Annotated in this window: 18 protein-coding genes and 1 pseudogene; 11 read left to right on the top strand and 8 right to left on the bottom strand. The window is 37.8% G+C overall.

Annotation, left to right across the window (positions count from 1 at the left end; translation table 11 throughout):
• Positions 1-72: 72 nt before the first annotated feature.
• From MT390_RS07855 to ptsG, 8 genes are all read left to right on the top strand, one after another.
• Positions 73-399 (top strand): TusE/DsrC/DsvC family sulfur relay protein, encoded by a 327-nt coding sequence (locus MT390_RS07855; protein ID WP_499440509.1) that lies wholly within the window; start codon positions 73-75, stop codon positions 397-399.
• A gap of 23 nt (positions 400-422) precedes the next feature.
• A complete protein-coding gene (efpL, locus tag MT390_RS07850; RefSeq protein WP_299659679.1) occupies positions 423-989 on the top strand; it encodes an elongation factor P-like protein EfpL in 567 nt (188 codons plus the stop codon).
• Between the two features lie 420 nt (positions 990-1,409).
• Complete coding sequence (locus MT390_RS07845; protein WP_299659677.1) at positions 1,410-2,345, top strand: SPFH domain-containing protein; 936 nt, start codon at positions 1,410-1,412, stop codon at positions 2,343-2,345.
• 2 nt (positions 2,346-2,347) lie between these two features.
• Complete coding sequence (locus MT390_RS07840; RefSeq protein ID WP_499440508.1) at positions 2,348-2,806, top strand: NfeD family protein; 459 nt, start codon at positions 2,348-2,350, stop codon at positions 2,804-2,806.
• 389 nt (positions 2,807-3,195) lie between these two features.
• On the top strand, positions 3,196-3,543 hold the full coding sequence (locus tag MT390_RS07835) for a putative quinol monooxygenase (protein WP_166370173.1): 348 nt from the start codon (positions 3,196-3,198) through the stop codon (positions 3,541-3,543).
• 150 nt (positions 3,544-3,693) lie between these two features.
• Positions 3,694-5,394, top strand: a complete 1,701-nt coding sequence (locus MT390_RS07830) for a S1 family serine peptidase (RefSeq protein WP_499440507.1) — start codon at positions 3,694-3,696, stop codon at positions 5,392-5,394.
• 217 nt (positions 5,395-5,611) lie between these two features.
• The gene (gene dbpA, locus MT390_RS07825; RefSeq protein WP_499440505.1) at positions 5,612-7,000 is read left to right on the top strand and encodes an ATP-dependent RNA helicase DbpA; all 1,389 of its coding nucleotides are present in this window, start codon (positions 5,612-5,614) and stop codon (positions 6,998-7,000) included.
• A 515-nt stretch (positions 7,001-7,515) separates the two neighbouring features.
• Entirely contained in the window at positions 7,516-8,922 is a 1,407-nt protein-coding gene (gene ptsG, locus MT390_RS07820; protein WP_499440504.1) for a PTS glucose transporter subunit IIBC, read from the top strand.
• Between the two features lie 420 nt (positions 8,923-9,342).
• Here ptsG and MT390_RS07815 read toward each other — a convergent pair whose 3' ends face one another.
• The 3 genes from MT390_RS07815 to MT390_RS07805 all read right to left on the bottom strand — a co-directional run bounded on the left by MT390_RS07815 (position 9,343) and on the right by MT390_RS07805 (position 12,819).
• Entirely contained in the window at positions 9,343-10,584 is a 1,242-nt protein-coding gene (locus MT390_RS07815; RefSeq protein ID WP_499440503.1) for an ABC transporter substrate-binding protein, read from the bottom strand.
• A gap of 67 nt (positions 10,585-10,651) precedes the next feature.
• Positions 10,652-12,085 carry an ATP-binding protein gene (locus MT390_RS07810; protein WP_166370179.1) on the bottom strand — a complete coding sequence of 478 codons (1,434 nt, stop codon included), beginning with the start codon at positions 12,083-12,085 and terminating at the stop codon, positions 10,652-10,654.
• The gene (locus tag MT390_RS07805) at positions 12,085-12,819 is read right to left on the bottom strand and encodes a response regulator (RefSeq protein WP_499440502.1); all 735 of its coding nucleotides are present in this window, start codon (positions 12,817-12,819) and stop codon (positions 12,085-12,087) included. The genes MT390_RS07810 and MT390_RS07805 overlap by 1 nt, the downstream gene beginning before the upstream one ends.
• 512 nt (positions 12,820-13,331) lie before the next feature.
• Here MT390_RS07805 and MT390_RS07800 point away from each other — a divergent pair.
• From MT390_RS07800 to nspC, 3 genes and pseudogenes are all read left to right on the top strand, one after another.
• Positions 13,332-16,219: pseudogene (locus MT390_RS07800) on the top strand (pyridoxal phosphate-dependent class III aminotransferase).
• A gap of 222 nt (positions 16,220-16,441) precedes the next feature.
• Entirely contained in the window at positions 16,442-17,662 is a 1,221-nt protein-coding gene (locus MT390_RS07795) for a carboxynorspermidine synthase (RefSeq protein WP_166370187.1), read from the top strand.
• A gap of 84 nt (positions 17,663-17,746) precedes the next feature.
• Positions 17,747-18,874 (top strand): carboxynorspermidine decarboxylase, encoded by a 1,128-nt coding sequence (gene nspC, locus MT390_RS07790; protein ID WP_499440500.1) that lies wholly within the window; start codon positions 17,747-17,749, stop codon positions 18,872-18,874.
• A 197-nt stretch (positions 18,875-19,071) separates the two neighbouring features.
• Here nspC and nlpI read toward each other — a convergent pair whose 3' ends face one another.
• The 5 genes from nlpI to tgt all read right to left on the bottom strand — a co-directional run bounded on the left by nlpI (position 19,072) and on the right by tgt (position 24,834).
• Complete coding sequence (gene nlpI / locus MT390_RS07785) at positions 19,072-20,031, bottom strand: lipoprotein NlpI (RefSeq protein WP_299659639.1); 960 nt, start codon at positions 20,029-20,031, stop codon at positions 19,072-19,074.
• 390 nt (positions 20,032-20,421) lie between these two features.
• Positions 20,422-21,369, bottom strand: coding sequence for a protein translocase subunit SecF (gene secF / locus MT390_RS07780; protein WP_299659636.1), 948 nt, complete (start codon positions 21,367-21,369; stop codon positions 20,422-20,424).
• 12 nt (positions 21,370-21,381) lie between these two features.
• On the bottom strand, positions 21,382-23,244 hold the full coding sequence (gene secD / locus MT390_RS07775; RefSeq protein ID WP_499440498.1) for a protein translocase subunit SecD: 1,863 nt from the start codon (positions 23,242-23,244) through the stop codon (positions 21,382-21,384).
• Positions 23,245-23,312: 68 nt separating this feature from the next.
• Positions 23,313-23,648 carry a preprotein translocase subunit YajC gene (gene yajC / locus MT390_RS07770; protein ID WP_166370197.1) on the bottom strand — a complete coding sequence of 112 codons (336 nt, stop codon included), beginning with the start codon at positions 23,646-23,648 and terminating at the stop codon, positions 23,313-23,315.
• Between the two features lie 61 nt (positions 23,649-23,709).
• A complete protein-coding gene (tgt, locus tag MT390_RS07765) occupies positions 23,710-24,834 on the bottom strand; it encodes a tRNA guanosine(34) transglycosylase Tgt (RefSeq protein ID WP_166370199.1) in 1,125 nt (374 codons plus the stop codon).
• Positions 24,835-24,865 lie beyond the last annotated feature (31 nt).

The raw sequence follows: 24,865 nt of genomic DNA, 5'->3' as shown, positions 1-24,865 counted from the left end.
GAATAGGCAACTGAATATTTTTGATATAGAATTTTGCACCCATTAAGCGTTCACTATTTAGAGGAATTAAACTTGATATTTAACGGTCAAGAAATAGCAACAGATGCGCAGGGTTACCTACTTGATGCGAAGGGGTGGGATGTATCTCTAGCGGCTGCTATCGCAGAATTAGAAAATATCACCATGAGCGATGAGCATTGGCAAGTTATCTATTTTGTACGCGATTTTTATGAGCAGTTTAATACCTCTCCGGCCATACGCGCATTAGTAAAGGCGATGCAAAACAAGTACGGAGCAGAGAAAATAAATAGCCGTTATTTATACCGATTATTCCCAGACGGTCCAGCGAAACAAGCGACTAAAATTGCCGGTTTACCTAAACCAGCACGATGTATATAAGCACTACATAAAGGAAATATAATATGCCTAAGGCAAGTGATATCAAAAAAAATACAGCTGTTGAATTTAACAACAGTGTTTACATTATCAAAGACATTGAGCGTTCAGTACCTCAGGGGCGTGCAGGTGGTAGTTTATACCGCATGCGTATGTACGATGTAGTATCTGGCGCAAAAACTGACGAAACGTTTAAAGACAGCGATATGTTAACACTGGCTGACTTAATTCGTCGTAATGTTATGTTTTCATACCTTGATGGTGATGAGTTAGTATTCATGGATAGTGAAGACTACACACCATACAACTTAAACAAAGAAAGTATCGCTGATGAAGTTTTGTTTATTGATGAAAATACACAGGGTCTACAAGTGGTTATAGTTGATGGCGCACCAGTAGGTGTTGAATTACCTGCCAGTGTTGATTTAACTATCGTAGAAACAGACCCATCAATCAAAGGTGGTTCTGCGACTGCACGTACTAAACCAGCTATTTTATCTACTGGTTTAACCGTGCAAGTACCTGAACATATCTCCACTGGTGACAAAATACGCGTGAACACTACCGAGAAGAAATTTATGGGTCGTGCATAATTTTAATGCAGGTTCTGGTTTTAATGAAAGATTTAGGCTAAATGTAGATCTAAGTTAAATATAGGCTTAAGTTAATGTACAGACTGTAAATTAAATCAACTCAGATGACCCTACCTGTTAGGAAGCCGGTTTTTAAACCGGCTTCTCTTTACACCGCAATTTATATAGCACTTTACACAGCGCAATTTATATAGCACTTTACACAGCGCTTTACATAGCAATAAATTACTTTGTCATACCCTAGTTAAATAATTTTTAACCTCCCCCTTCATTAAAAACGTGATCATCTTCAATACTAAACTAAGCAATACAATCCATTATGTTATATGTCTAAGTAAATAGAGTATGAATGTGCCAAGCAACCTGCTATTTTAAGACTATTGATTGTTAACTGATTTATTTCTAAAAATGGGATTTACTATGGATATTTTGTTTGAGTACTTTTTAAGAATTGAAATTTTCATTCTTGTATTAGTGATCGTTATTTTAAAGTCATCAATCATTTTTGTTCCACAAAATCGGGCTTACATGATTGAAAGATTCGGTAAATACCAATCAACTCGAGAAGCAGGACTTAATTTTATTATTCCGTTTATTGATCGTATTGGTGCTGATCGATCTTTAAAAGAACAAGCTGTCGATGTACCGAGTCAAAGTGCGATCACACGCGATAATATTTCTCTTAGTGTCGATGGTGTTTTGTATTTCAGAGTATTAGATCCGGTGAAGGCCAGTTACGGCGTAGATGATTATGTGTTTGCAGTAACGCAATTATCTCAAACAACCATGCGATCTGAATTAGGTAAAATGGAATTAGATAAAACCTTTGAAGAACGTGATGTACTCAATACCAACATAGTTGCAGCTATTAATGAGGCATCTGGTCCATGGGGCATACAAGTTTTACGTTATGAGATAAAAGATATCGTACCACCGCAAACAGTAATGGAAGCAATGGAAACACAGATGAAAGCAGAACGTATTAAACGTGCTCAAATTTTAGAGTCTGAGGGTGATCGTCAAGCTGCTATTAACGTTGCCGAAGGTAAAAAACGTTCTGTTGTCTTAAACGCTGAAGCGGAAAAAGAAGAGCAAGTATTACGAGCTCAAGGTGAAGCACAAGCAATTATTGCCGTTGCAAAAGCACAGGCAGAATCTTTACGTATGGTCGGTGAAGCGGCTAATACAGAGGAAGGCCAAAAGGCGATTCAACTCGATTTAGCGACTAAAGCAATTGAAGCAAAAGCGGCGATCGCAAAAGAATCGTCTGTTGTGTTATTACCTGATAGTGGCAACGATGCGGCATCAATGGTTGCACAAGCTATGACCATTATTAATAGCTTAAATAAAGGCTAATTATGGACTACTTACTTTCTCACCTGCCAGAAATATTAATAGTACTAGGGTTGATCATGTTAGCAACCGAAGTACTAGTATTAGGTTTCTCAACCTTTGTACTATTTTTTATTGGCATTGGTACAATAATTACAGGTTTATTGATGTTGCTAGGAATGCTATCGGAAACAATGCTGAGCGCATTGCTAGCGATCGCCATCATCTCTAGTATTGTCGCGGTGATCAGTTGGAAACCGATGAAACGTATGCAAAATAATGTAACGTTAAATCAAGCTAACAATGACATGATAGGTCACCAATTTACTTTATCAGAAGATTTAGCAGTGGGGAAAAGGATCATCCACCGTTACTCGGGGATTGATTGGCAAGTTAAAGCAAAATACCCCCTAACTGCAGGTACTGAAGTAAGTATCGTAAAAATGGAAGTGGGCTTATTAACTGTTGAAGCGGTTAAAGGCTGAGCTTAATCGAACTCAAATATTTCATTAGATATTTATTTATCTAAATTAATAGTTTCCATTAACCCATCGGCTCATACTCAGGCCAAAGAGCCGTAGGATCATCTCTGCAAATTAGGATTCTTGTCTGCACGCTTCATTAATTTGCAGTATTTTTATGCTTATCACTATTCGCTACACATGCTTAGTCACCATGACCTCAAGCCAACTTAACCTTTGCATCCCTATTTACCAATGAAATAAAAGCATTACGTCCCTAAAAGCACTCACAAAGAAATAACTAAGTGCTTTTTTATTAATTAGTCTTGCTATAAAGTTGTTAATTAAAGGACTAATCAGTAATATCGTTTTAATTTATTACTCTTATTATTTGAATTCAATCAGGATAATCCATGTCACAAAAAATTTATTGTATCGCCATGTTTAAAGCCAAACCTGGTAAAGAAGAAGCACTATTCAAAATATTGCAATCTCTCGAGCCAAATACACTAAGAGAAGATGGTTGTTTACAATATCTCGTGACCAGAAAAATAGAAAATGAGTTTGCTTCGGGCGACAGCTTTCCACTGGTTTTTAATGAAATTTGGGAAAATAAAGCCGCCTTTGAAGCTCATTGCCAACGTCAAGAGATCCTTGCGTTTTTTCAACAACAATGTGTCGATGAAGCAGGTTTGGTTGAGGATCATAATGTGTGTGTTTATAGTGACCAACCACATCACTATGACGCTCCCACCCTATAGAAAGATTAAATATATAATTATTAATACAATTAAGTTTTGAGGCTTAATTCAGCCAATAAAATTCATAATAAAGTCATAGAAAAAGTATATGCAGAAGTAATTTACATACACTTTACATGCATTAATTGCCTTAACGTGGACAGAGATAAAATGAAAAAATATAAACTGTATAACCTTTTTAGCCTTTGGTTTTTATTATTACCATCATTTTATGTATTGGCTGATGAGTCTCAAATATCTAGTCGAATCGTCGGTGGAGATCAGGTTTCAGAACAGTCTGATTACCCTTGGGTGGTTAGTTTAAAATACCAGTCAAGTAAACAACATTTTTGTGCCGGTACTTTAATCGATAAACAATGGGTACTGACTGCTGCACATTGTGTTATTGATCAAACAGCAAGTAAGATCATTGCCACCGTGGGTGAATATAATTTATCTTCCAACCCTAGTACCACTTCCACAAATATAACTAAAATTATCATCCACCCTGCTTTTAATGAAAAAACATTTAATAATGATATCGCTTTATTAAAACTATCTGAAACGTTAACACAGCAAACCGTTAGCCGTTTATCTAGCTTAGAAACAGCACAATCTATTAGTGTAGATAATATTATGGCTACTGCTATCGGATGGGGATCTACTATTGCCTATGCCTCTAAAGGCGAGAGTCAAGATATACCCGTAAGCTACCCAAGTATCCTTAGGCAGGTAACACTGCCACTTTTATCTTCACAAAGTTGCAGTAGTGTCATGCCAAACATTACAGATAACATGATCTGTGCGGGTGATGTGAACAATGGTGGTTTAGATTCTTGCCAAGGTGATAGTGGCGGACCGTTATTAGTTGAATCGGCCACCGAAACTGTTCAACAAATTGGTATTGTCAGTTTTGGTCAAGGATGCGCTCAACCTCAGACGGCGGGTGTTTATACTAAAGTATCTAACTATCAAGATTGGATAGAGTCTAACATCACAGGCATTACAGCACTCACAGATACCCACTATTTTGTGGCAGATATTGATGAAAGTAATACCTTTGAAATATTGATACAAAACCAGTCAGAACAATCGTTTTCTCCTATATTCTCTCTTACAAATGACACTCTGTTTGAATTAGAAAGTAACAATTGTGACAATTTAGCGACGCAAGCAACCTGCACATTAAACTTAACCTATAGCCCTAATAGCGGCTCCTATAATAGTGAAGATTCAGCCAATATTGAGATTGAAACAGGTGTTAGTACAATCACTAATCCGCCTATATTATTAACAGCAATCGCCATGCATAAAGTCAGTGCAGATGCGGTATCACTGCCTAATAATAATCAAATTAGGTGGTATCAATCAAACTCGTCACCTTGGTTAGTTGTCAATGATGTTAACTATTTAAGCTCACCCGCTATCAACGCGAATCAACAAACTCAATTTGTCGCTATTATATCAGGGCAAGGAAGTTTACATTTTGATTGGGCAGTCAATTCCGAAGATGGCTACGATACATTAACGTTACTGATTAACGGCGTTGAAATGGATAGGATTTCGGGCGATCAACAATTTTCATCAAAAACCTACTCATTATCAGGCACAACCAACCTTGTTACTTGGCAATACTCAAAAGATAGTAGTATTAACAGTGGGTCTGATAAAGCATTTATCCACAATATCCGTTTTCAAAAACCAGGTGAAGTGGGTAGTAATGATATCACCGCACCTACTTTAGTTTTTACTAATGCTTCTGTTTCAAAAAGCTCAGGCGGCGGAGGTAGTTTACAATACTTGAGTCTATTTTTATTGTTGTTACTCGCCTGTTATAAACAGCGTTTATTTTATTTTCAACGACCACAATGACCATTATTGCTATCAATAACCAATTTGCTGAGTTTTTTTAAACTATTTTTGAAAACAATGTTCTTTAAAACTTTTACAACCTTTAGAAGTTTTATAGAGACGTTTACTGGTTATTGTGGCATTTTAGCGGCTTATTTTTACAACATTATTTTGTGACTAAGCAGACAAACTGTTATGGTAGCGATCATTATCATTACCCTATCAGGAAATTATTATCGTGAGTGAAACCTCTTTTGCATCCTTGCCACTATCAAACAGCCTATTAAGCAATTTAGACTCTTTAAACTACCTAAAGATGACTGAAATACAGGCTCAATCTTTACCATTAATTCTAAATGGAGAAGATGTGATTGCGCAGGGTAAAACGGGCTCAGGTAAAACAGCTGCGTTTACGTTGGGTATTTTACACCGTTTAAACGTAAAACAATTTAGGATCCAGTCATTAGTTGTATGTCCTACTCGTGAATTAGCAGATCAAGTAGCGACGGATATTAGAAAACTAGCAAGGTCAATCCATAACATCAAAGTAATGACACTCTGTGGTGGTACGCCACTGAGCCCACAGGCAGCTTCTTTAGAGCACGGGGCTCATATTATCGTAGGTACGCCTGGCCGACTTCAAGATCATTTAAGCAGAGGTTCTTTAAACCTTGAGCATGTTAGCGTATTAGTTCTTGATGAAGCGGACAGAATGTTAGAAATGGGCTTTCAAGACGCCATTGATAGCATCATAGAGCACAGCCCGAAACAACGCCAAACACTCCTATTTAGTGCCACTTACCCTGAGCAGATACAAAAAATTGCACAGCGTATTATGAATGCACCAAAGCAAGTAACTGTTGCAACCACACACGATAATAACATCATCGAGCAAACATTTTATTCGGTACAAAATAACCAAGAAAGGATGATCGCGTTACGTTTGTTATTAAATCGTCACCAACCTGAATCTACTGTTGTGTTTTGTAATACAAAACGAGAAGTGACTGAAGTTGCTGAAGAACTCGCTAACCGAGGCTATAGTGCCATTGCATTACATGGTGATTTAGAGCAGAAAGATCGCGACCAAGCATTAATACGCTTTGCCAATAAAAGTGCACGCATTTTAGTCGCAACCGATGTTGCTGCTCGTGGTTTGGATATTGACAATTTAAGTGCGGTATTCAACTTCCATGTTGCTCATGACCAAGAAGTACATGTTCACCGTATTGGTCGCACGGGTCGTGCGGGTAGCAAAGGATTAGCCTTTACTTTCTTTAGCAATAAAGATGATTACCGTATTAAGTTATTAGAAGATATTCTAGACCGTAATATCAGTGCTAGCCCGCTACCCGATGCCTCTTTACTTGAAGTAACACCACCACCATCAGAGATGATCACAATTCGTATTGAAGGTGGGAAAAAACAAAAAATTCGCCCAGGTGATATCGTGGGTGCATTAACTGGCCAAGATGGTATTACCGGACAACAAGTTGGTAAAATTTACGTTGCCGATAACTGGTCTTATGTTGCAGTCAACCGAGCATTACTAAAGGTTGCATTTAAAAAACTGAGCGAAGGAAAACTAAAAGGCAGAAAGTTCCGTGTAATGGTAGTAAGAGGCTAACTTAGCAATTATCAATTACCCAATACCGATTACCGATTACCACGCTAGAAATATCATGTAGTGATTAATTTTTTTCATTTAAAATTAACGACTTGTGATATTTTTACTGGAATAAAGTAATTATACGAATCTAGCGTCTTAAAAATAAATTTCCCGTTTAGTCTATGCCTCCTCTAAGCGGGAAATATTTAGAGGCTTATCTAATCCTATAACCTATAACCCCTAAATTTTCTCCTATAATTACTTTCAGCCACTCTCTTCAAATATGACTTGTTTATAAACACTTTCTGCAGCAATAAACATCATTAACTTGCGATATCCCTAGACTATAAAAAAGGCTGTTTCAAATTTTAATTTGTAACATATTGCAACAGCACCATCTACAATGTAAGTAAACGTAACTTCTTATTTTATGTGATCATTTACACATTTATTTTGCATTTCGATCGCTACACTCCCGTCATCAAATATCACTACAGATATTTTATCAAAACTTAACCACCTTGGAGTAATCTATGAATATATTTGGGAATTTACAAAAAGTAGGGAAGTCTTTAATGCTTCCTGTATCAGTGTTACCTATCGCAGGTATCTTATTAGGCGTAGGTGCTGCTAAATTTAGTATTCTACCTGATGTTGTATCACAATTGATGGAACAAGCAGGTGGCGCAGTATTTGGTAACATGGCGTTACTATTTGCTATTGGTGTAGCACTTGGTTTTACTAAAAATGATGGTGTAGCCGGTCTTGCTGCTGCAGTTGGTTATTACATCATGATGCAAACTATTGAAACATTAGCACCAGGCGCGAACACAGGGGTATTGGGTGGTATTGTTGCCGGTGGTATTGCTGCTGCGATGTATAATCGCTTTTTCAACATCACATTACCTGATTACTTAGGTTTCTTTGCTGGTAAACGTGCTGTACCGATTATGACTGGTTTTGTGGCAATTATCATGGGTGCTATTTTATCGATTATCTGGCCTCCAATTGGCGCAGGCATTGCTTCATTCTCTCACTGGGCTGCAAACCAAAATCCAACGGTAGCTTTTGGTATCTACGGTGTAGTTGAGCGTTCATTAATTCCATTTGGTTTACACCATATCTGGAATGTACCTTTCTTCTTCGAAGCAGGTTCTTGTGTTAACTCAAACGGTGAGCAATTAAACGGCATTTTAACTTGTTACTTGTCTGCTGATGATGCTTCACGTGCAGCTGGTAATGGCTTTGGTCAATTAGCTGGCGGTTACATGTTTAAAATGTTTGGTTTACCAGCCGCTGCGATTGCTATTGCACACTCTGCAAAACCAGAAAATCGTGCAAAAGTAATGGGTATCATGGTATCCGCTGCGTTAACATCATTCTTAACAGGTATTACTGAACCAATCGAATTCTCATTCATGTTTGTTGCACCCGTATTATACGCAATTCATGCATTACTAGCTGGTTCAGCATTTGTTGTAACTAACCTGTTAGGTATGGTTCACGGTACATCATTTTCACATGGTTTAATCGATTTCTTAGTACTTTCAGCTAACTCACAAAAACTTATCTACTTTGTTGTTGTTGGTCTTATCTACGCTGCTATTTATTACTCTTTATTCCGCATCGTGATCCGTGCAATGAACTTAAAAACACCTGGTCGTGAAGATGAAGAACAAGCTACAACGGCTAAATTAAACAATGAAGAAATGTCTTCTGCATTAGTTACTGCATTTGGCGGTAAAGCAAACATCGTTAACTTAGATGCATGTATCACACGTTTACGTATTAGTGTTGCTGATATTGCTCTTGTTGACCAAGCTGGTCTTAAAAAACTAGGTGCTGCTGGAGTGGTCGTTTCTGGTAATGGTGTACAAGCTATCTTTGGTACTAAATCAGATAACTTAAAAACAGATATGGAAGCTTACTTAGGTAAATAACCTTAAGGCACAAGTTTCTACCCAATATAAAATAGGCATCTTCGAGATGCCTATTTTTTTGTCTATTGGTTTTATTTATGGATTTTATCTCTTTGTGTCCTCTATGGCTTATATCTATTTCAGTTACTACTCATATGCATTATTCAAGGCCTAGCTCGGACATTTAGACAATGCCAAATAACAATTTAAGCAAAGCAAATAGCTAGTCATTTATGCTTGTTAAAATGAACCTTAGCTTTGTTATTGGTTAGTGTTATTGGTAGCTATAGGCTGTTATAGATTTTTGTTATAGTTTTTGTTATAGATAGGAATGAAAACTCGATTTAGCCCGTTATATGTTCAACTTGATGCTTGAATCTGTTCGTCTCTCGACTAACTTGTTTTTCCATATTGAACAGTCACGAGCTTAATAAGTCTATCTTACTTTTTATTAACGGCTCTAATGGCTAACGCTAATTGTTTAGTTACTTGTTCTGCGCTGAGATTGTCACTCTTAAAATAAGTACTGATCACTTTCCTCATTTCACTTTGTAAAAAGCTGCTTGTGGCAATATTTTGAGAAAAAGAAGGGACTAAAGCGGACTGTTTAAAGTCACTGTATGATTTATGGCTACAGGCATCAAAATCACTAATATCAATATCCGTTCGCACTGGAATAGAACCTTTATCAATATTAAAATCACGCTGTAATTGCTCTGAGAGAAGTGTATTTGCTAATATTTCCGTATTTAAATTATCACCATTTTGATGTTGCTTTTTAAAGAAAACAAAGCTGTCAATATTGTAACTAAACAAGTTTTTGCTTTCAGGGACATCCACACACAAGTAATCCTCATTAGCCACTTTACCAGAAGTGTGCCATAAGCCTTTTGCCCAATCACCCATGAATAACATGCCAGCTTTTTTATCGGTAAGCATTTGACTGGCAATTTCCCAATTTTTACCGACCATACCTTTATCGACATATTGATGTAACCGTTTAAACAATCTAAACGCGTCGATCATGTCAGAGGAAATAAGAATCGATTCATCAAACTCTACAAAAGCACGTTTGTATTTTTCAGCCCCTAAGATCGACAACGCAACCGATTCGAATAATAAATTATCCTCCCAACTTGTACCGCCGTGAGACAGTGCAATATAACCTGCCGCTTGGATTTTATCTGCAATACTAAAGAACTCATCCCATGTAGTAGGGGGAGAGAGCTTAAGTTGATCAAAAATAGCCTTATTTAACCACAACCAATTGACGCGATGAATATTCAGTGGCAATGCCATATAGTGGCCTTGATAGGTGATAGTTTGCTTCACCACATCTGGAATATTTTTGTCCCATAATTTGTTATTTAAAATATTATCAACTTCTTTTAACATGCCTATTTTTGACCATTCAGCAATGTCAGGACCTTTGATTTGCGCTGCATCGGGTGGATTACCGGATAATGCACGCATTTGTAATACTCGCATCGCACTGCCGCCGCCAGACCCTACAATCGCAAAGTCTTGCCAGCTTATGCCTTGTTTTGCTAATGCCTGCTTCAGCACCTTTTGTGCTTCAAACTCACCGGGAGCAGTCCACCAGTGCAATACCTCCAAAGAGTTTGCATTGCTTGGCATACTCAACAATAGAGGAATTAACGGCAGTATTTTTTTCAGTTTCATTTGTCTCATTAATCGCAATTGCTATTTTCACCCAGCGTTTTAAGTTAGGGTCAGATGACCATTCAATTTATTTTTTGTAATTGCGCGGGAAGATAATCACAACTTCCAACCCGCCCTGCTCACGATTGATCAGATGTAAATCACCATTATGAGCATGAATAATATTACGCGCAATACCCAGTCCAAGTCCATGTCCTTGGTCATCATTATGCAAGCGCTTATAGGGTTGAAAGATGGTTTTTAGTTCATGCTCTGGAATACCAGGCCCATTATCTTGAATAATAATTTCTAATTTTTCATCACTGTCAATCACTTGCACATTAACCTTGCCGCCATATTTAACGCCATTTTCAATTAAGTTAGATAAGCAACGTTTTAACGCTAAAGGTTTGCCTTGATAAGGAGAAATACTAGCCGGTTGGATCACGATTTTTTCACTACGATTTTCACTAATTTGTAATAATAACTTAAGCACATCAACATACTGAATATTTTCATGAATATCTGTGTCTTGAACGCTTTGTATCGCGCCTTTTACCAGTATCTCTAAATCGTCTAAATCATGGTTAAAGCGCTCTGTTTGTTGCTCATCATCTAATAATTCGGCACGCAATCGCAAACGAGTAATGGGCGTTTTTAAATCATGTGAAATAGAGCGAAATAACAACTCGCGATCTTGTATGTAACGTTGTAACTTTTGTTGCATACGATTAAAAGCACGTGTTGCATCAACGATTTCGGTGGCCCCGTGTTCCTTAAGTGGCGCTTGGTCTAGGTCAATACTCATTACAGAGACAGCCTTCGCTAATTTCTGTAAGGGTTTAGTTTGTTGCCTAAATAATAAATAGATAAATAACAATAATAATAATGTTGTAAAGAACAGGGTCAAAATCTGTTGCGCTGAGATCAACTGATTATCCGAAAGTAAATAAGGAGGAGGTAAAATAGCGGCAAGATATAGCCACTCATTACTTTCTACTTCTATTTGCAACACCAATATAGGAGGCTCAGCAGTAGGAATAATGAGCGAATAAGCGCCCCATGACGGAGGCAGATCCTTTAATAGAATATCATTCTTTAATACGTGTAAATCATCTGGAGACGAGAATTCAATTTCCAAATTCTTATCACCAGCGATACCCGTTGTTAATACTTCACTAACGGTTGCAATGACTTGCCTTTTTAATTTGCTGTCTTGAATAGGATTAATATCTATTTTTTCACTGTTCAGAGAAACAAAAAAACGACTCCCTCCCATGCCCCGCAATTGCTCGAGCACAAGATGACGATATTTAAGGGGTAAATCATTAAAAAATACGACGGTACTTAGCGCACTTTCAGCGAGATGTTGAGCATTAGCAATCACCGATTTTTTTTCACTCTCTGAGAATTGGTGAACCCAAAAAAAGCTGCTAATAGCTTGCCCTGCGACAACAGAGCAAATCGTCAGTAATAACATGCGCGATATAAGTGAGCGAAAAAACAATTTAAACATCGACATTAATCAGCACTTTTGAGCGGTGCAATAAATAGATAACCTTTACCACGCACGGTTTTAATTATATTCGGTGCTTTGGCATCATCACCTAAAAAATGTCGTAAACGACTGACATGGACATCAATACCACGCTCATTAGCAAAGGCATCTCGACCATGTAATGCTTGGCAGATTTGGTCTCTAGAAATAGGCTGATTGTTACTGTGAATAAATAACATTAACAATTGAAAGTCCGCCCCAGTTAATGTGAATACATTTTGATGGTCATCTATTAGCACTTGCTGTTGTGTATCTAATTGCCAATGAGCAAAAGAATAGAAACGCTTACTTTCTTGATTTTTTTGCTCATTATTTTGTTGTTGAGAAAAATGAGTGCGTCTTAATAGCGCTTTAATACGTGCTAACAATTCACGAGGACTAAAAGGCTTGGCAATATAATCATCTGCACCGATTTCTAAACCTAATACTCTATCCATTTCATCGGAGTTTGCAGTGAGCATTATAATCGGTACATTCGAATGCTGACGGATGCGTTGACACAGCGTAAATCCATCATCACCTGGTAACATAATATCTAAAATAATTAAGTCTGGTATATGTTGTGTTAATAACGAATCCATTTCAATGCCTTCCGCAGCGGTGATCACATCAAAGCTATTTTTCGAAAGGTACTGTGCTAATAATTCTCTAATATCTTGATCATCATCAACGACTAATATCTGTTTTATGTTACTCACTATTACCCCCACTTTATTACTATTTATGTGCGAAGAATACCCAAATAACCCAACATTGGGTAGTGTTAAAGATAGGAAACCTCGAGTGCGTTTAAAGTGTTTATTTTTTACACTTTATATAAAAAATATAATTATTAATCAGTATGTTAATAAAAAAGGTTAATTTTAGTTAGTTTTTACCCTTGCTATAGCAAAAATGGATGATAAAATGCGCGCGTTTTAACACTCAACCTATTTTATTATAACGACTAACCAAACACGGAGGCTCAAACAATGCAACACACTTACATTGACTCATCTGAACCTTTGAATCGTTATTTCACACCTCAAAATCAATACTTATTACAGTATCCTGGACGCACAGTAGAACCTTGAGCTAAGACGCTTAAAATCTTGTAGTGCAACGTATATTCGTAATTAAATTTATTGCTATACCTTATTTACACAATTCTGTTTATCTGCTGATAAACCAATTTTCGTACTTTATTTATTTCCAATTAGTGGAGCGTATAATGCAAAACGTCCTTAATTTAGCACCGGAGTGCAAATTAACAAACGAACTAGAAGTCCCTGTTATTACAACACCGTATGACTTAACACCAGATGAAATGTTATTAAGCCAAGAACATTATGAATCTGAAGTTCGTTCATATCCTAGACGTTTACCTATTGCTATCAAAAGTGGCCGTGGTGCGATTATTGAGGATACTAAAGGACAAATATATCTAGACTGTTTAGCGGGCGCTGGTGCATTACCCTTAGGTTACAACCACAGTGAAATCAACCAAGTATTGATTAACCAAATCAATGCTGGTGTGCCTTACCAAACATTGGATTTAACAACACCTAGCAAAGATGCATTCATCAAAGCGGTGATGCAATTTCTACCGACTAACTTTGCTAAAACAGCGCGTATTCAATTTTGTGGACCATCTGGCGCTGATGCAGTAGAAGCCGCTATCAAACTAGCTAAGTTATACACCAAGCGTAATACCATGATTTCATTTCACGGTGCTTACCATGGTATGACTAATGGTTCTTTATCTTTAACGGGTAACTTAAGCTCTAAAAGTCGTCGCACTGGATTAATGTCAGACGTACATTTTATGCCTTTCCCATACAACTTCCGTTGTAAATTTGGTTTAGGTGGTGAGGAAGGCGCTGCGCAAAGCATTCGTTATCTTGAATCTGTCTTATGTGATGATGAATCAGGTATCACTAAACCTGCTGCCATCATCGTTGAACCAATTCAGGGTGAAGGTGGCGTATTACCCGCTCCCAAAAAATGGCTACAAGAATTGCGTCGTATTGCAACTGAACATGGCATTTTATTGATTTTTGACGAAATTCAATGTGGTATTGGCCGCAGTGGTGACCACTTTGCGTTTGAAGAATCAGGTATTGAACCTGATGTACTTATCTTGTCTAAAGCCATTGGCGGCGGTATGCCAATGTCGATCATTTTATTTAATGAAAAATTTGACTGTTGGAATGCAGGCGAGCACACAGGTACTTTCCGAGGCAACCAACTTGCGATGGCTAGTGGTGCAAAAACATTAGAAATTATCCAACGTGATAACCTAGCTCACAATGCATTGCAACGTGGTGAACAACTTCGTGCAGCATTACGTGCAATTCAAGCTGACTTTCCACAAATTGGTGAAGTACGTGGACGTGGTTTGATGAATGGTATTGAAATAGTTAAACCGGGTGTATTAAATAGCTTGGGTCAAGCCGAAGCAGATCCAGCATTAGCAATTGCGATTCAACGCGCAGCATTAGAGTTAGGTTTGATCATTGAAAAAGGTGGCCGTCGTGGAGCGGTATTACGTTTCTTGCCACCACTTATCATTAGTGAAACGCAAATAGAATTTGTTGCAACGACAATGGCAAAAGCAATCAAAATTGCGGTGGAAGCACAATAATGACCCAAGCTAATAACTGGTCAAATTATTTCGCTCAGCTTGGTGAAAACCAAGCTTTTGAGCAAGCGACCCAGCAAACACAAGATGCAATCAATGCCTTGTTTAAGCATTCACTAAATGCATATTCAGGTGTCGAACCTACGTTATTAAAACAGCAGATTAATGCGGTGGATTTTTCGCAAGCAGCTCCTTTGCAAGAAGTAATAGCAACCACCAATGAATTGATCGCTAAAAATTCTCTATTAGTGCAACATCCTCATACGATTGCACATTTGCATACTCCACCGTTGATTGCATCAATTGTGGCAGAGCATTTTATTGCCGCATTAAATCAATCAATGGACTCATGGGATCAAGCTCCCGCAGCTACTTTTGTTGAACAGCAAATGGTTGATTGGTTGTGTAAAACTTACCAATTAGGTGAACGCGCTGATGGTGTATTCACTAGTGGTGGCACGCAAAGCAATTTAATGGGTTTATTACTGGCTCGTGATTGGTTTGCATATCAGCAATCAAAACATGATGTTCAGCAGGATGGTTTACCTGATTACGCACAAAAAATGCGTATCATTTGTTCAGATAAAAGCCATTTTACTGTACAAAAGTCTGCATCATTAATGGGATTGGGCGAACGCAGTGTGGTGTTAGTTAAAACCAATGTGCAAGGCCAAATCGATGTTAATGAATTACAACTAACCATTGATGCATTAAAAGCACAGGATTTATTACCTTTTGCTGTCGTAGCAATGGCGGGTACGACGGATCATGGTGCAATTGATGATTTACAAACGGTGGTTGAAATTGCTCGTGCAGCAGGTTGTTGGTCGCATGTCGATGGTGCTTATGGTGCAGCGCTACAACTTAGCGAAGTACATAAATCTCGTTTGAAAGGTATTGAATCTGCCGACTCTGTCAGCGTAGACTTTCATAAACTATTTTACCAAACAATCAGTTGTGGTGCCCTGCTTATTAAAGATAAAGCTAACTTTAATACTTTGTTGCACCATGCAGATTATCTAAATCGTGAAGGTGATGAGTTACCTAATTTGGTTGATAAAAGCATTGCAACGACAAAGCGTTTTGATGCATTAAAGCTATTTATGACGCTCAAGGCTGTCGGAGCAACACAGCTCGGAGAGTTTTACGATTATTTATTAGACTTAACACAGCAAGTTGCAGTAAAAATTGATCAAAATAAGCACTTTGAATTATGTTGTACACCACTATTATCAACCGTGTTGTTCCGTTTATCGCCAGTTATACAGGGTGAGTTAACTGATCTGGAATTTGATCAAGTACATCAAAAATTGCGTTTGAAACTATTAACAAGTGGTGAAGCAGTGATTGCTGAAACAAAAGTTAATGGGCAATTAGCGTTAAAATTCACACTGTTAAACCCTTGTTTAACCTTGCATGATTTTGATACCTTAATCGTAAAAATAGAAAACGCAGCTCAAGCGATTATCAAGAAATGAATATATAGATAGAAAAAATAAGTAAATAGGTTAATAGAAAAGTAGTTAATCCGTTCTAATTACATACGGTTAACAATAAAGTTAGCTTGTTAGTTGTGTTAACAACAAACTAGCTAACTGTTAATTAAGCAGTACAGAGCACACATGAGATTACTAACACTAACTTAAGGTTAAGTAGTAGTTAGCTAAGCAATAAAAATTTAATGAATAGGGACTAAAAAAATGTCTGTACTACAAATTGGCGCCGGTGGCGTAGGATGGGTGATAGCACACAAATGCGCACAGAATAATGATGTATTCGGCGATATTACTATTGCCTCTCGCACTATTTCTAAATGCGAAAAGATTATTACCTCAATCAAAGGTCGTAATAATCTTAAAGACAGCAACAAAACTATCAACGCGGTAGCGATTGATGCAGACGATATTTCAGCCTTGATTGCTTTGATTAATCAAGTACAACCCGATCTAGTGATCAATGCAGGTCCTCCATGGGTGAACGTGGCTATCATGGAAGCATGTGTACAGACTAAAACGGCTTATCTAGATACGTCTGTTGCGACTGATCTTTGTAGCCCAGGTCAACAAGTGCCTGAAGCATACGATCCACAATGGGCTTTTGCCGATCGTTTCAAAGAAGCTGGTATTACAGGTATTTTAGGTGCTGGGTTTGATCCAGGTGTAGTAAGTGTATTTGCAACTTACGCTCATAAACACCTATTCGATGAAATCGATAGCATAGATGTTATGGATGTTAATGCAGGCGACCATGGCCAAAAATTTGCAACTAATTTTGACCCTGAAACAAATATGTTAGAAATTCAAGGTGACTCTTTCTACTACGAAAATGGAGAATGGAACCAAGTTCCTTGCCATAGCCGTATGATGGAATTTGATTTCCCAGTTGTCGGTAAACAAAAAGTTTATTCTATGGCACATGATGAAGTACGTTCAATGGCAGAGTTCATTCCAGCAAAACGTATTGAGTTTTGGATGGGCTTTTCAGACAGCTACTTAAACTTCTTCAACGTAATGCGTACTATCGGCTTATTAGATACAAAACCTGTTACAACCTGTGATGGTATTACTGTTGAACCGCTCAAAGTATTAAAAGCAATATTACCAGACCCAACCTCACTAGCACCTGGCTACACAGGTAAAACCTGTATTGGTACTTGGTTACGCGGTAAAAAAGATGGCGTAGCTAAAAGTGTCTTTATTTACAACATTTGTGACCATAAAGAGTCGTACAATGAAGTAGAACACCAAGCTATCTCGTACACTACTGGTGTGCCAGCTATCACAGCCGCTTTACTTTATTTCCAAGGTAAATGGAGCGATAAAGGCCTATACAACGTTGAACAACTAAACCCAGATCATTTCTTAGAATTAATGCCTAAAATTGGTTTGAGTTGGGAAGTAATGGAGCTTGAGGTCAAATAGGCTGCAGTTACTAACTTATCTATCAAGGCGAAGTTCAAACTTCGCCTTTGTTTTTTTAAATACCTTACCCGTCGAGAAAGCGTCATGTCGTTACAACAGCAACACCTCAATACGCCCTACTTTATGATCAATGAACAAGCTTTGATCAATAACCTAGAAAAAGCGAAGCAGTTGAAAGAAATATCAGGCGCTAAATTAGTACTGGCTTTAAAATGTTTTTCTACTTGGGGTACCTTCGATACTATTAAACCTTATTTAGACGGAACAACTAGTTCTGGCCCCTACGAAGTAAAGTTAGGCCATGAAACCTTTGGTGGTGAAACGCACGCCTACAGCGTGGGTTATTCAGCTGCAGATATAGAAGCTGTTAAACCCCTTGCAGATAAGATCATTTTTAATTCGTTATCACAACTTGAAGCGCATTACACAGCTTGTAAAGACAATGCATCGCTTGGTTTACGTATCAACCCCGAAATGAGTGTTGCAGGACAAGATTTAGCCAACCCAGCACGCCCTTATTCTCGTCTGGGTGTTAAACAACAGCTTTTAAGTGTAGATGTACTCGATAAAGTTGATGGGTTTATGTTTCATATGAACTGCGAAAATAAAGATGCTGATGCCTTTATTGCTGTCCTTGACCATATCTCAAGCACATTTTCAACTTACTTAGATAAGCTTTCATGGCTTAGTTTAGGCGGCGGTATATTCTTTACTTACCCGGGTTACCCCATTGAAAAACTAGGATTAGCGCTAAAAAACTTCGCTAAAAAACATGATTTACAAGTTTATCTTGAACCAGGTGAAGCCATTATTACGCGTACTGCAGATTTAGTGGTGAGTGTGATTGATATTGTTGAAAATGACAAGAAAACTGCCATCGTTGATAGTGCTACCGAAGCGCATCGTTTAGATACACTAATTTATAACGAACCTGCGTCGATTAAAGAAGCAACACAAGGTGCTACATACAATTATGTGATTGGTTCATGCTCTTGTTTGGCGGGTGATCAGTTTTGTGAAACACAGTTTGAACAACCCTTAAAAATAGGTCAAAAGCTACATATTGAAGACAGTGCGGGTTATACCATGGTCAAACTAAACTGGTTTAATGGTTTAAAAATGCCAAGTATTTATTTTCAAAGAGTTGATGGTCGTATCGATCTGTTAAACGAGTTTAATTACCAACATTTCAAAGATACTTTAGGTCGATAGAAACTATATTAGCTGTAACAATAAGTATCTGAATTAGCTGTATTCAAGCAACTTTAACTAGTATTAACTAAAGTTGCTTGATGAGTGAATTAGAAAGCTTAATTAGAAAAATAAGTAGAAAGTTATTCAGCTAGATAATTGGCAATAATCTAATATTTTTCAATGCTCTAGCTGATTTTTTAAATCTTCAAAGCAGACTATAAAGGTTGCTCAGAATTATTCTGCTGTACAGCAATGGCTTTTAACGCTTGTGCCTGTAGTTTTTCTTGAATGTGGCTTAAGTCAATCAAACCATATTTATACTCAATAAAATCTTTAACATTGGTTGCAACGCTTAATTTTAAATAATAAATGCCTTTGTTAAGGTGATTATTATTCATATGCCAATGTGCTAAGTAATAATAAGCTTCACATAAACGCTGTGCTAACTCATCATTTGTTTCTACACCATTTGCGATATTGTCAAAAAAGTCTTTTTCAGATAAATCGCCGTTGATAACATCAATAATCGCCCATGCAAAGCGCTTATCTTCTTCTTCCGGTTGTACTTCCTTCAATTGCCCTTCCGCTAGCTTTTGATCCACGTGCGCATTAATAATATAACGCCACAATGAACGATAAGGGTCACTTTTATCAAGCTCGTAAAAATGCTCTATATCTTTCTGCGCACCATCATAACGATTCACTAGTGATAAACCTATAGCACGGTGAAGGTAGCTGTATTGCATTTTATCGGACAGTTCAATCGCTGAATCGAACGCGTCGAAAGCTTCGTCATAGGCTTCACCCATTAATAGGTAAACACCTAATGAGTTATAGGATTGAGCAAAGGTTGGATCAATCTGAATCGATTGAGTGAAATCATAACGACTGTGCGCATTAAGTCCCATTCGATCGTAAATTAATCCGCGCTCATACAATAAAGCAGCACGTTGCTTATCATCGACTTTATCTTTGTCGGCAATTAATTGATTAATACGTAATAATTTGACTTCATCTTGGTATGTTATTTGTAGCGGAGTCGCGAGAGGAAAGACTGAATTACCGTTACCGGTAGCTTCTAAAGTATAACTTTTACTTTCATGTTGATTGTTTGAACACGCAGTCAATGTGGCAAAAGACAGGACAATAGCCCATTTATTAAAAGATAATCGCATCGTTGAACCCTTATAAACAAGATTTTCAAGAGTGTACCATATCATTGATAATGTAAAGTTTTACCCATTATATTCAATAAATAATCACTATTTTTCACGGAATAAGGCGTATTGATGACAATATATTTACAATAAAAGAGTGGCTGATGACTTAAATTTGTTACAGATAGGCAATAGGCTATCACCATATTCACGCACTTTATCTTTTATTATGTAGCCCTTTATTGCTCGGCACTTTATTGATAATAACTTTAGTTAGTCATATCTTTTTTAAAACCTATTATATAAACCCGATGCAATAAACCCATAATATAAAGCAAGTTAACGGATACAAAAAAGCACTGCGCTGCAGTGCTTTTTTAAATTGATGTAAACGGGCTATAAAATCAATTACATCAAAGCGTCTTGATCAGCGCCTTCTTTTTCAATCACTTCAGGGATCATGTGTTCACGCGATATACCAAGGTTAATCGCTAACGCACTGGCCACATAAATTGAAGAATAAGTACCAACAAAGATACCAATTAACAACGCAGTTGCAAATCCGTGAATGAGCGCCCCACCGACAACAAACAAAGAAATTAATACAAAAATAGTGGTACTTGATGTAATGATTGTTCTGCTTAATGTTTGTGTTAAAGATTGGTCAACGATCTCTTCAGGTGTTGCTGTTGCAATGAGTCTGAAGTTTTCACGAATACGGTCAAATACTACGATCGTATCATTGAGTGAGTAACCTATTACAGCTAATAAAGCCGCTAACACTGTTAGATCAAATTCAATTTGGAATAACGAGAAAACACCTAACGTGATGATGATATCGTGTCCCAAGGCTAATACAGAGCCCATCGCTAATCGCCATTCAAAACGCATGCTCACATATAACATGATACAGATAAGTGCGATGATGATAGCAATACCACCATTCTCAGCCAGCTCATCACCCACATTTGGCCCAACGAACTCTATACGACGCATATCCACATCACCGAAATCACCAGCTGTTAGTGCGTTTAGCACTTGATTACCGATCACTTGTCCTTTAACACCTTCACGTGGTGCTAAACGAACCATCACTTCATGGCTGCTACCAAAATGCTGTACAACAGCATCCGGAAAATCAGCTTCACTTAAGGTTAAACGTACATCCTCTAAATTAGCAGGTTGTTGAAAGCCAACCTCAATTAATGTACCACCGGTGAAATCTAATCCCCAATTTATCCAATTTATACTTAATGACCCTACCGAGATAACCACTAATAAAATGGATAACCAAGTTGCAGGCTTTGCATATTTCATGAAGCGAATGGTTTGCTTCGATTTAATTAATTCCAACATAGTTGACCCTGCTTAGATTGAAAGTTTTTTAATATCATTGCGGCCACCCCATAGTGCATTAACAATTGCACGGGTACCGAAGATAGAAGTAAACATTGAAGTTAAGATACCGATTGCCAGTGTCACAGCAAAACCTTTGATTGAGCCAGTACCTACAGCAAACAGAATAACGGCGGTAATAAAGGTCGTAATATTCGCATCCGCAATGGTAGAGAATGCATTAGCATAACCTTCATTAATAGCACGTTGAACCGACTTACCAGCATGTAACTCTTCACGAATACGTTCAAAAATAAGTACATTAGCATCAACAGCCATACCAATGGTTAATACAATACCTGCAATACCCGGCAAGGTTAATGTTGCCCCTGGGATCATCGACATCAAACCAACAATCATCACAAGATTAAGTATCAATGCAGTATTTGCAACCGCACCAAATTTACGGTAGTAAATAAACATAAAGATAACCACGGCTAACAACCCATAGATCATTGCTTTCATGCCATTATCGATATTTTGCTGACCTAGGCTTGGACCAATCGTACGTTCTTCTACGATTTGAATCGGTGCGGTTAATGCACCTGCACGTAATAACAACGCTAAGTTATGCGCTTCAGCAGTATTATCTAAACCAGTGATACGGAAACTACGCCCTAATTGCGCTTGAATAGTGGCTACGTTAGCGACTTCTATGCGTTTTTTAGTTTCTGATTTGCCATTGGCTTTCTTTTTACCCGTTGGTAAATATTCAATAAATAAAGTGGCCATCGGCTTACCGATATTATCTTTAGTAAAACGTGACATTTTACTGCCACCTTTAGAGTCTAAAGAAATATTTACCTGTGCACGTCCATATTCATCAGCACTCGATTGAGCATCAACAATGTGATTACCCGTTAAGATAATTTTTTTCTTGATAACAACAGGGTTGCCATCGCGTTCTTTATATAAAACTGAAGAAGCTGGAATTCGACCCGCCAAAGCATCCGATAAATCAGTATCAGAATCAACAGGATGGAATTCTAGCGTTGCCGTTGCACCTAGTATTTCTTTGGCACGCGCCGTATCTTGAATACCCGGCAATTCAACCACAATGCGGTCTACACCTTGACGCTGAACAAGCGGCTCTGCAACCCCTAACTCATTAACACGGTTACGTAAAATGCTTAGATTCTGTTGCAATGCATCTTCTTTTGCAGACTTTAATTTTTGTTCTGTCATGCTAATCGTTAAGTAGAAAGCACCGTTATTTTCTTTTTCGCTAAACACAAAACCTGGGTTGATCGGTTTTAAGTAATCAATTGCACTATCTAAAATCTTTTGCGATGTAAAACGCAATATTACGCCGGTTTCAGTAGATGCTTTTTCGATACCACGAAAACGTATTTTTTGCTCACGTAATTCAGCACGTAAGTCTTGTACCATTTGATCTTGTTCTTTACTAATCGCTTCATCCATGTCCACTTCCATTAAGAAATGTACACCGCCACGTAAGTCAAGACCGAGTTTTAAAGGACCACCACCAATCGCTTCTAACCAAGCAGGTGTCGATGGGGCTAAATTTAATGCTGTCACAAAACCATCGCCTATTTGTGCGCTGATAGTTTCACGAGCAATTAATTGATCTTCACTAGAAGAAAGACGCACTAAGATTTGACCATTTTCTAATGCGGTTGATTTAGGTGAGATATTAACTTGTTTTAAAATATCTTGAACTTTGTCTAAAGTAGATAGTTCAACTTTAGCACCACGTGTTGCAGAAACTTGTACAGCAGGGTCTTCTGCATAGAGATTGGGTGCAGCATAAACGAGAGTAAATAAAACGATAAACCCAAGTAGTAAATATTTCCAAAGAGGGTATTTGTTTAACACAATAATGTCCTTTATTTGATGCTAAAGGTAAAGAGAACAAAAAAGGCAGGATAACCTGCCCTTCTTATTTAGATTGATTTAAGCGTACCTTTAGGCAGTACCGCTGAAATGAAATCTCTTTTGATTACGATAGTGTTATTTTCATTTAACTCTATTTGAACGTATTCACTTTCAGCACTGATTTTAACAACACGACCAATTAGGCCACCAGATGTTAGTATTTCATCGTTTTTGCTGATGCTTTCCATCAGGTTTTTATGCTCTTTAGTGCGACGCGCTTGAGGGCGGTAGATCATAAAGTAGAAGATAGCTGCAAAAACAACTAACATAAAAATCATTTGCATGCCGCCGCCTTCTGCCGAACCTTCCGCTGCTGCATGTGCTTGAGAGATAAATAAACTCATGTTATATCCTTTATTGTATAAAAATTAAACTATGTAATAGTATGGTAATTGTATTGTGTTATCAATTATTTAGAACTGGTTTTTCTTTTCCAATTCGCTTATAAAATATATCAACAAACTCGTCTAATGTACCTGCTGAAATGGCATCACGCAAACCTTTCATCAAACGTTGGTAATAACGTAAGTTATGGATCGTATTTAAACGAGCTCCAAGTATTTCTCCACACTTGTCAAGATGATATAAATAAGCGCGCGTATAGTTTTTACAAGTGTAACAATCACACTCGGCATCTAGTGGGCTAGTATCTTCACGGTGTTTTGCGTTACGAATTTTAATCACACCATCGGTAGTAAATAAGTGACCGTTACGTGCATTTCTTGTTGGCATTACACAGTCAAACATATCAACACCACGACGTACACCTTCTACAAGATCCTCAGGTTTACCCACGCCCATTAAATAACGCGGTTTATCTTCTGGGATCTTAGGTGCAATGTATTCTAAAATACGGTGCATATCATCTTTTGGCTCGCCGACTGCTAGCCCGCCGATAGCATAACCATCAAAGCCAATCTTAGTTAAACCATCTAACGACACATCACGTAAGTGCTCAAAACAGCCACCTTGGATAATACCAAACAATGCATTGGGGTTTTGTAACTCATCAAAACGTTGACGACTACGTTCAGCCCAACGTAAAGAAAGCTTCATTGACACGTCTGCTTCTTGTTCTGTTGCAGGATACGCAGTACATTCATCGAAGATCATGACGATATCTGAACCTAGGTCATACTGGATATCCATGGAAACTTCCGGAGATAAAAATACTTGGTCACCATTAACAGGGCTTCTAAAGTAAACACCTTCTTCTTTGATTTTACGCATTTTACCCAAGCTGAATACTTGGAAACCACCTGAGTCAGTTAGTATTGGTCCACTCCAATTCATAAAGTCGTGTAAATCACCGTGTTGACGGATCACTTCTTGTCCTGGGCGTAACCAAAGGTGGAATGTGTTGCCTAACAATATTTCTGCGCCTGTTTCATGTACTTCTTCAGGCGTCATGCCTTTTACCGTACCGTAGGTGCCAACAGGCATAAACGCAGGTGTTTCCACAGTACCGCGTTCAAAAGTTAAACGGCCACGACGAGCGCGACCATCGGTTGTTATTAATTCATATTTCATGGTTTTCCTTATCAGAGAAACAGTCTGATTT

The sequence above is a fragment of the Vibrio sp. 2-Bac 85 genome (assembly GCF_037546705.1).
In the GTDB taxonomy this organism is placed as follows: Bacteria; Pseudomonadota; Gammaproteobacteria; order Enterobacterales; family Psychromonadaceae; genus Psychromonas.
Note: the sequence above shows the minus strand (reverse complement) of the source record. Positions and strands in the feature narration are given on the sequence as shown.

Bases quoted from the DNA above. Each gene is read 5' to 3' on its own strand.
- efpL (WP_299659679.1), top strand. From the start codon at position 423: ATGCCTAAGGCAAGTGATATCAAAAAAAATACAGCTGTTGAATTTAAC.
- MT390_RS07845 (WP_299659677.1), top strand. From the start codon at position 1,410: ATGGATATTTTGTTTGAGTACTTTTTAAGAATTGAAATTTTCATTCTT.
- MT390_RS07840 (WP_499440508.1), top strand. From the start codon at position 2,348: ATGGACTACTTACTTTCTCACCTGCCAGAAATATTAATAGTACTAGGG.
- MT390_RS07835 (WP_166370173.1), top strand. From the start codon at position 3,196: ATGTCACAAAAAATTTATTGTATCGCCATGTTTAAAGCCAAACCTGGT.
- MT390_RS07830 (WP_499440507.1), top strand. From the start codon at position 3,694: ATGAAAAAATATAAACTGTATAACCTTTTTAGCCTTTGGTTTTTATTA.
- ptsG (WP_499440504.1), top strand. From the start codon at position 7,516: ATGAATATATTTGGGAATTTACAAAAAGTAGGGAAGTCTTTAATGCTT.
- MT390_RS07815 (WP_499440503.1), bottom strand. From the start codon at position 10,584: ATGAAACTGAAAAAAATACTGCCGTTAATTCCTCTATTGTTGAGTATG.
- MT390_RS07810 (WP_166370179.1), bottom strand. From the start codon at position 12,085: ATGTCGATGTTTAAATTGTTTTTTCGCTCACTTATATCGCGCATGTTA.
- MT390_RS07795 (WP_166370187.1), top strand. From the start codon at position 16,442: ATGTCTGTACTACAAATTGGCGCCGGTGGCGTAGGATGGGTGATAGCA.
- nspC (WP_499440500.1), top strand. From the start codon at position 17,747: ATGTCGTTACAACAGCAACACCTCAATACGCCCTACTTTATGATCAAT.
- nlpI (WP_299659639.1), bottom strand. From the start codon at position 20,031: ATGCGATTATCTTTTAATAAATGGGCTATTGTCCTGTCTTTTGCCACA.
- secF (WP_299659636.1), bottom strand. From the start codon at position 21,369: ATGTTGGAATTAATTAAATCGAAGCAAACCATTCGCTTCATGAAATAT.
- yajC (WP_166370197.1), bottom strand. From the start codon at position 23,648: ATGAGTTTATTTATCTCTCAAGCACATGCAGCAGCGGAAGGTTCGGCA.
- tgt (WP_166370199.1), bottom strand. From the start codon at position 24,834: ATGAAATATGAATTAATAACAACCGATGGTCGCGCTCGTCGTGGCCGT.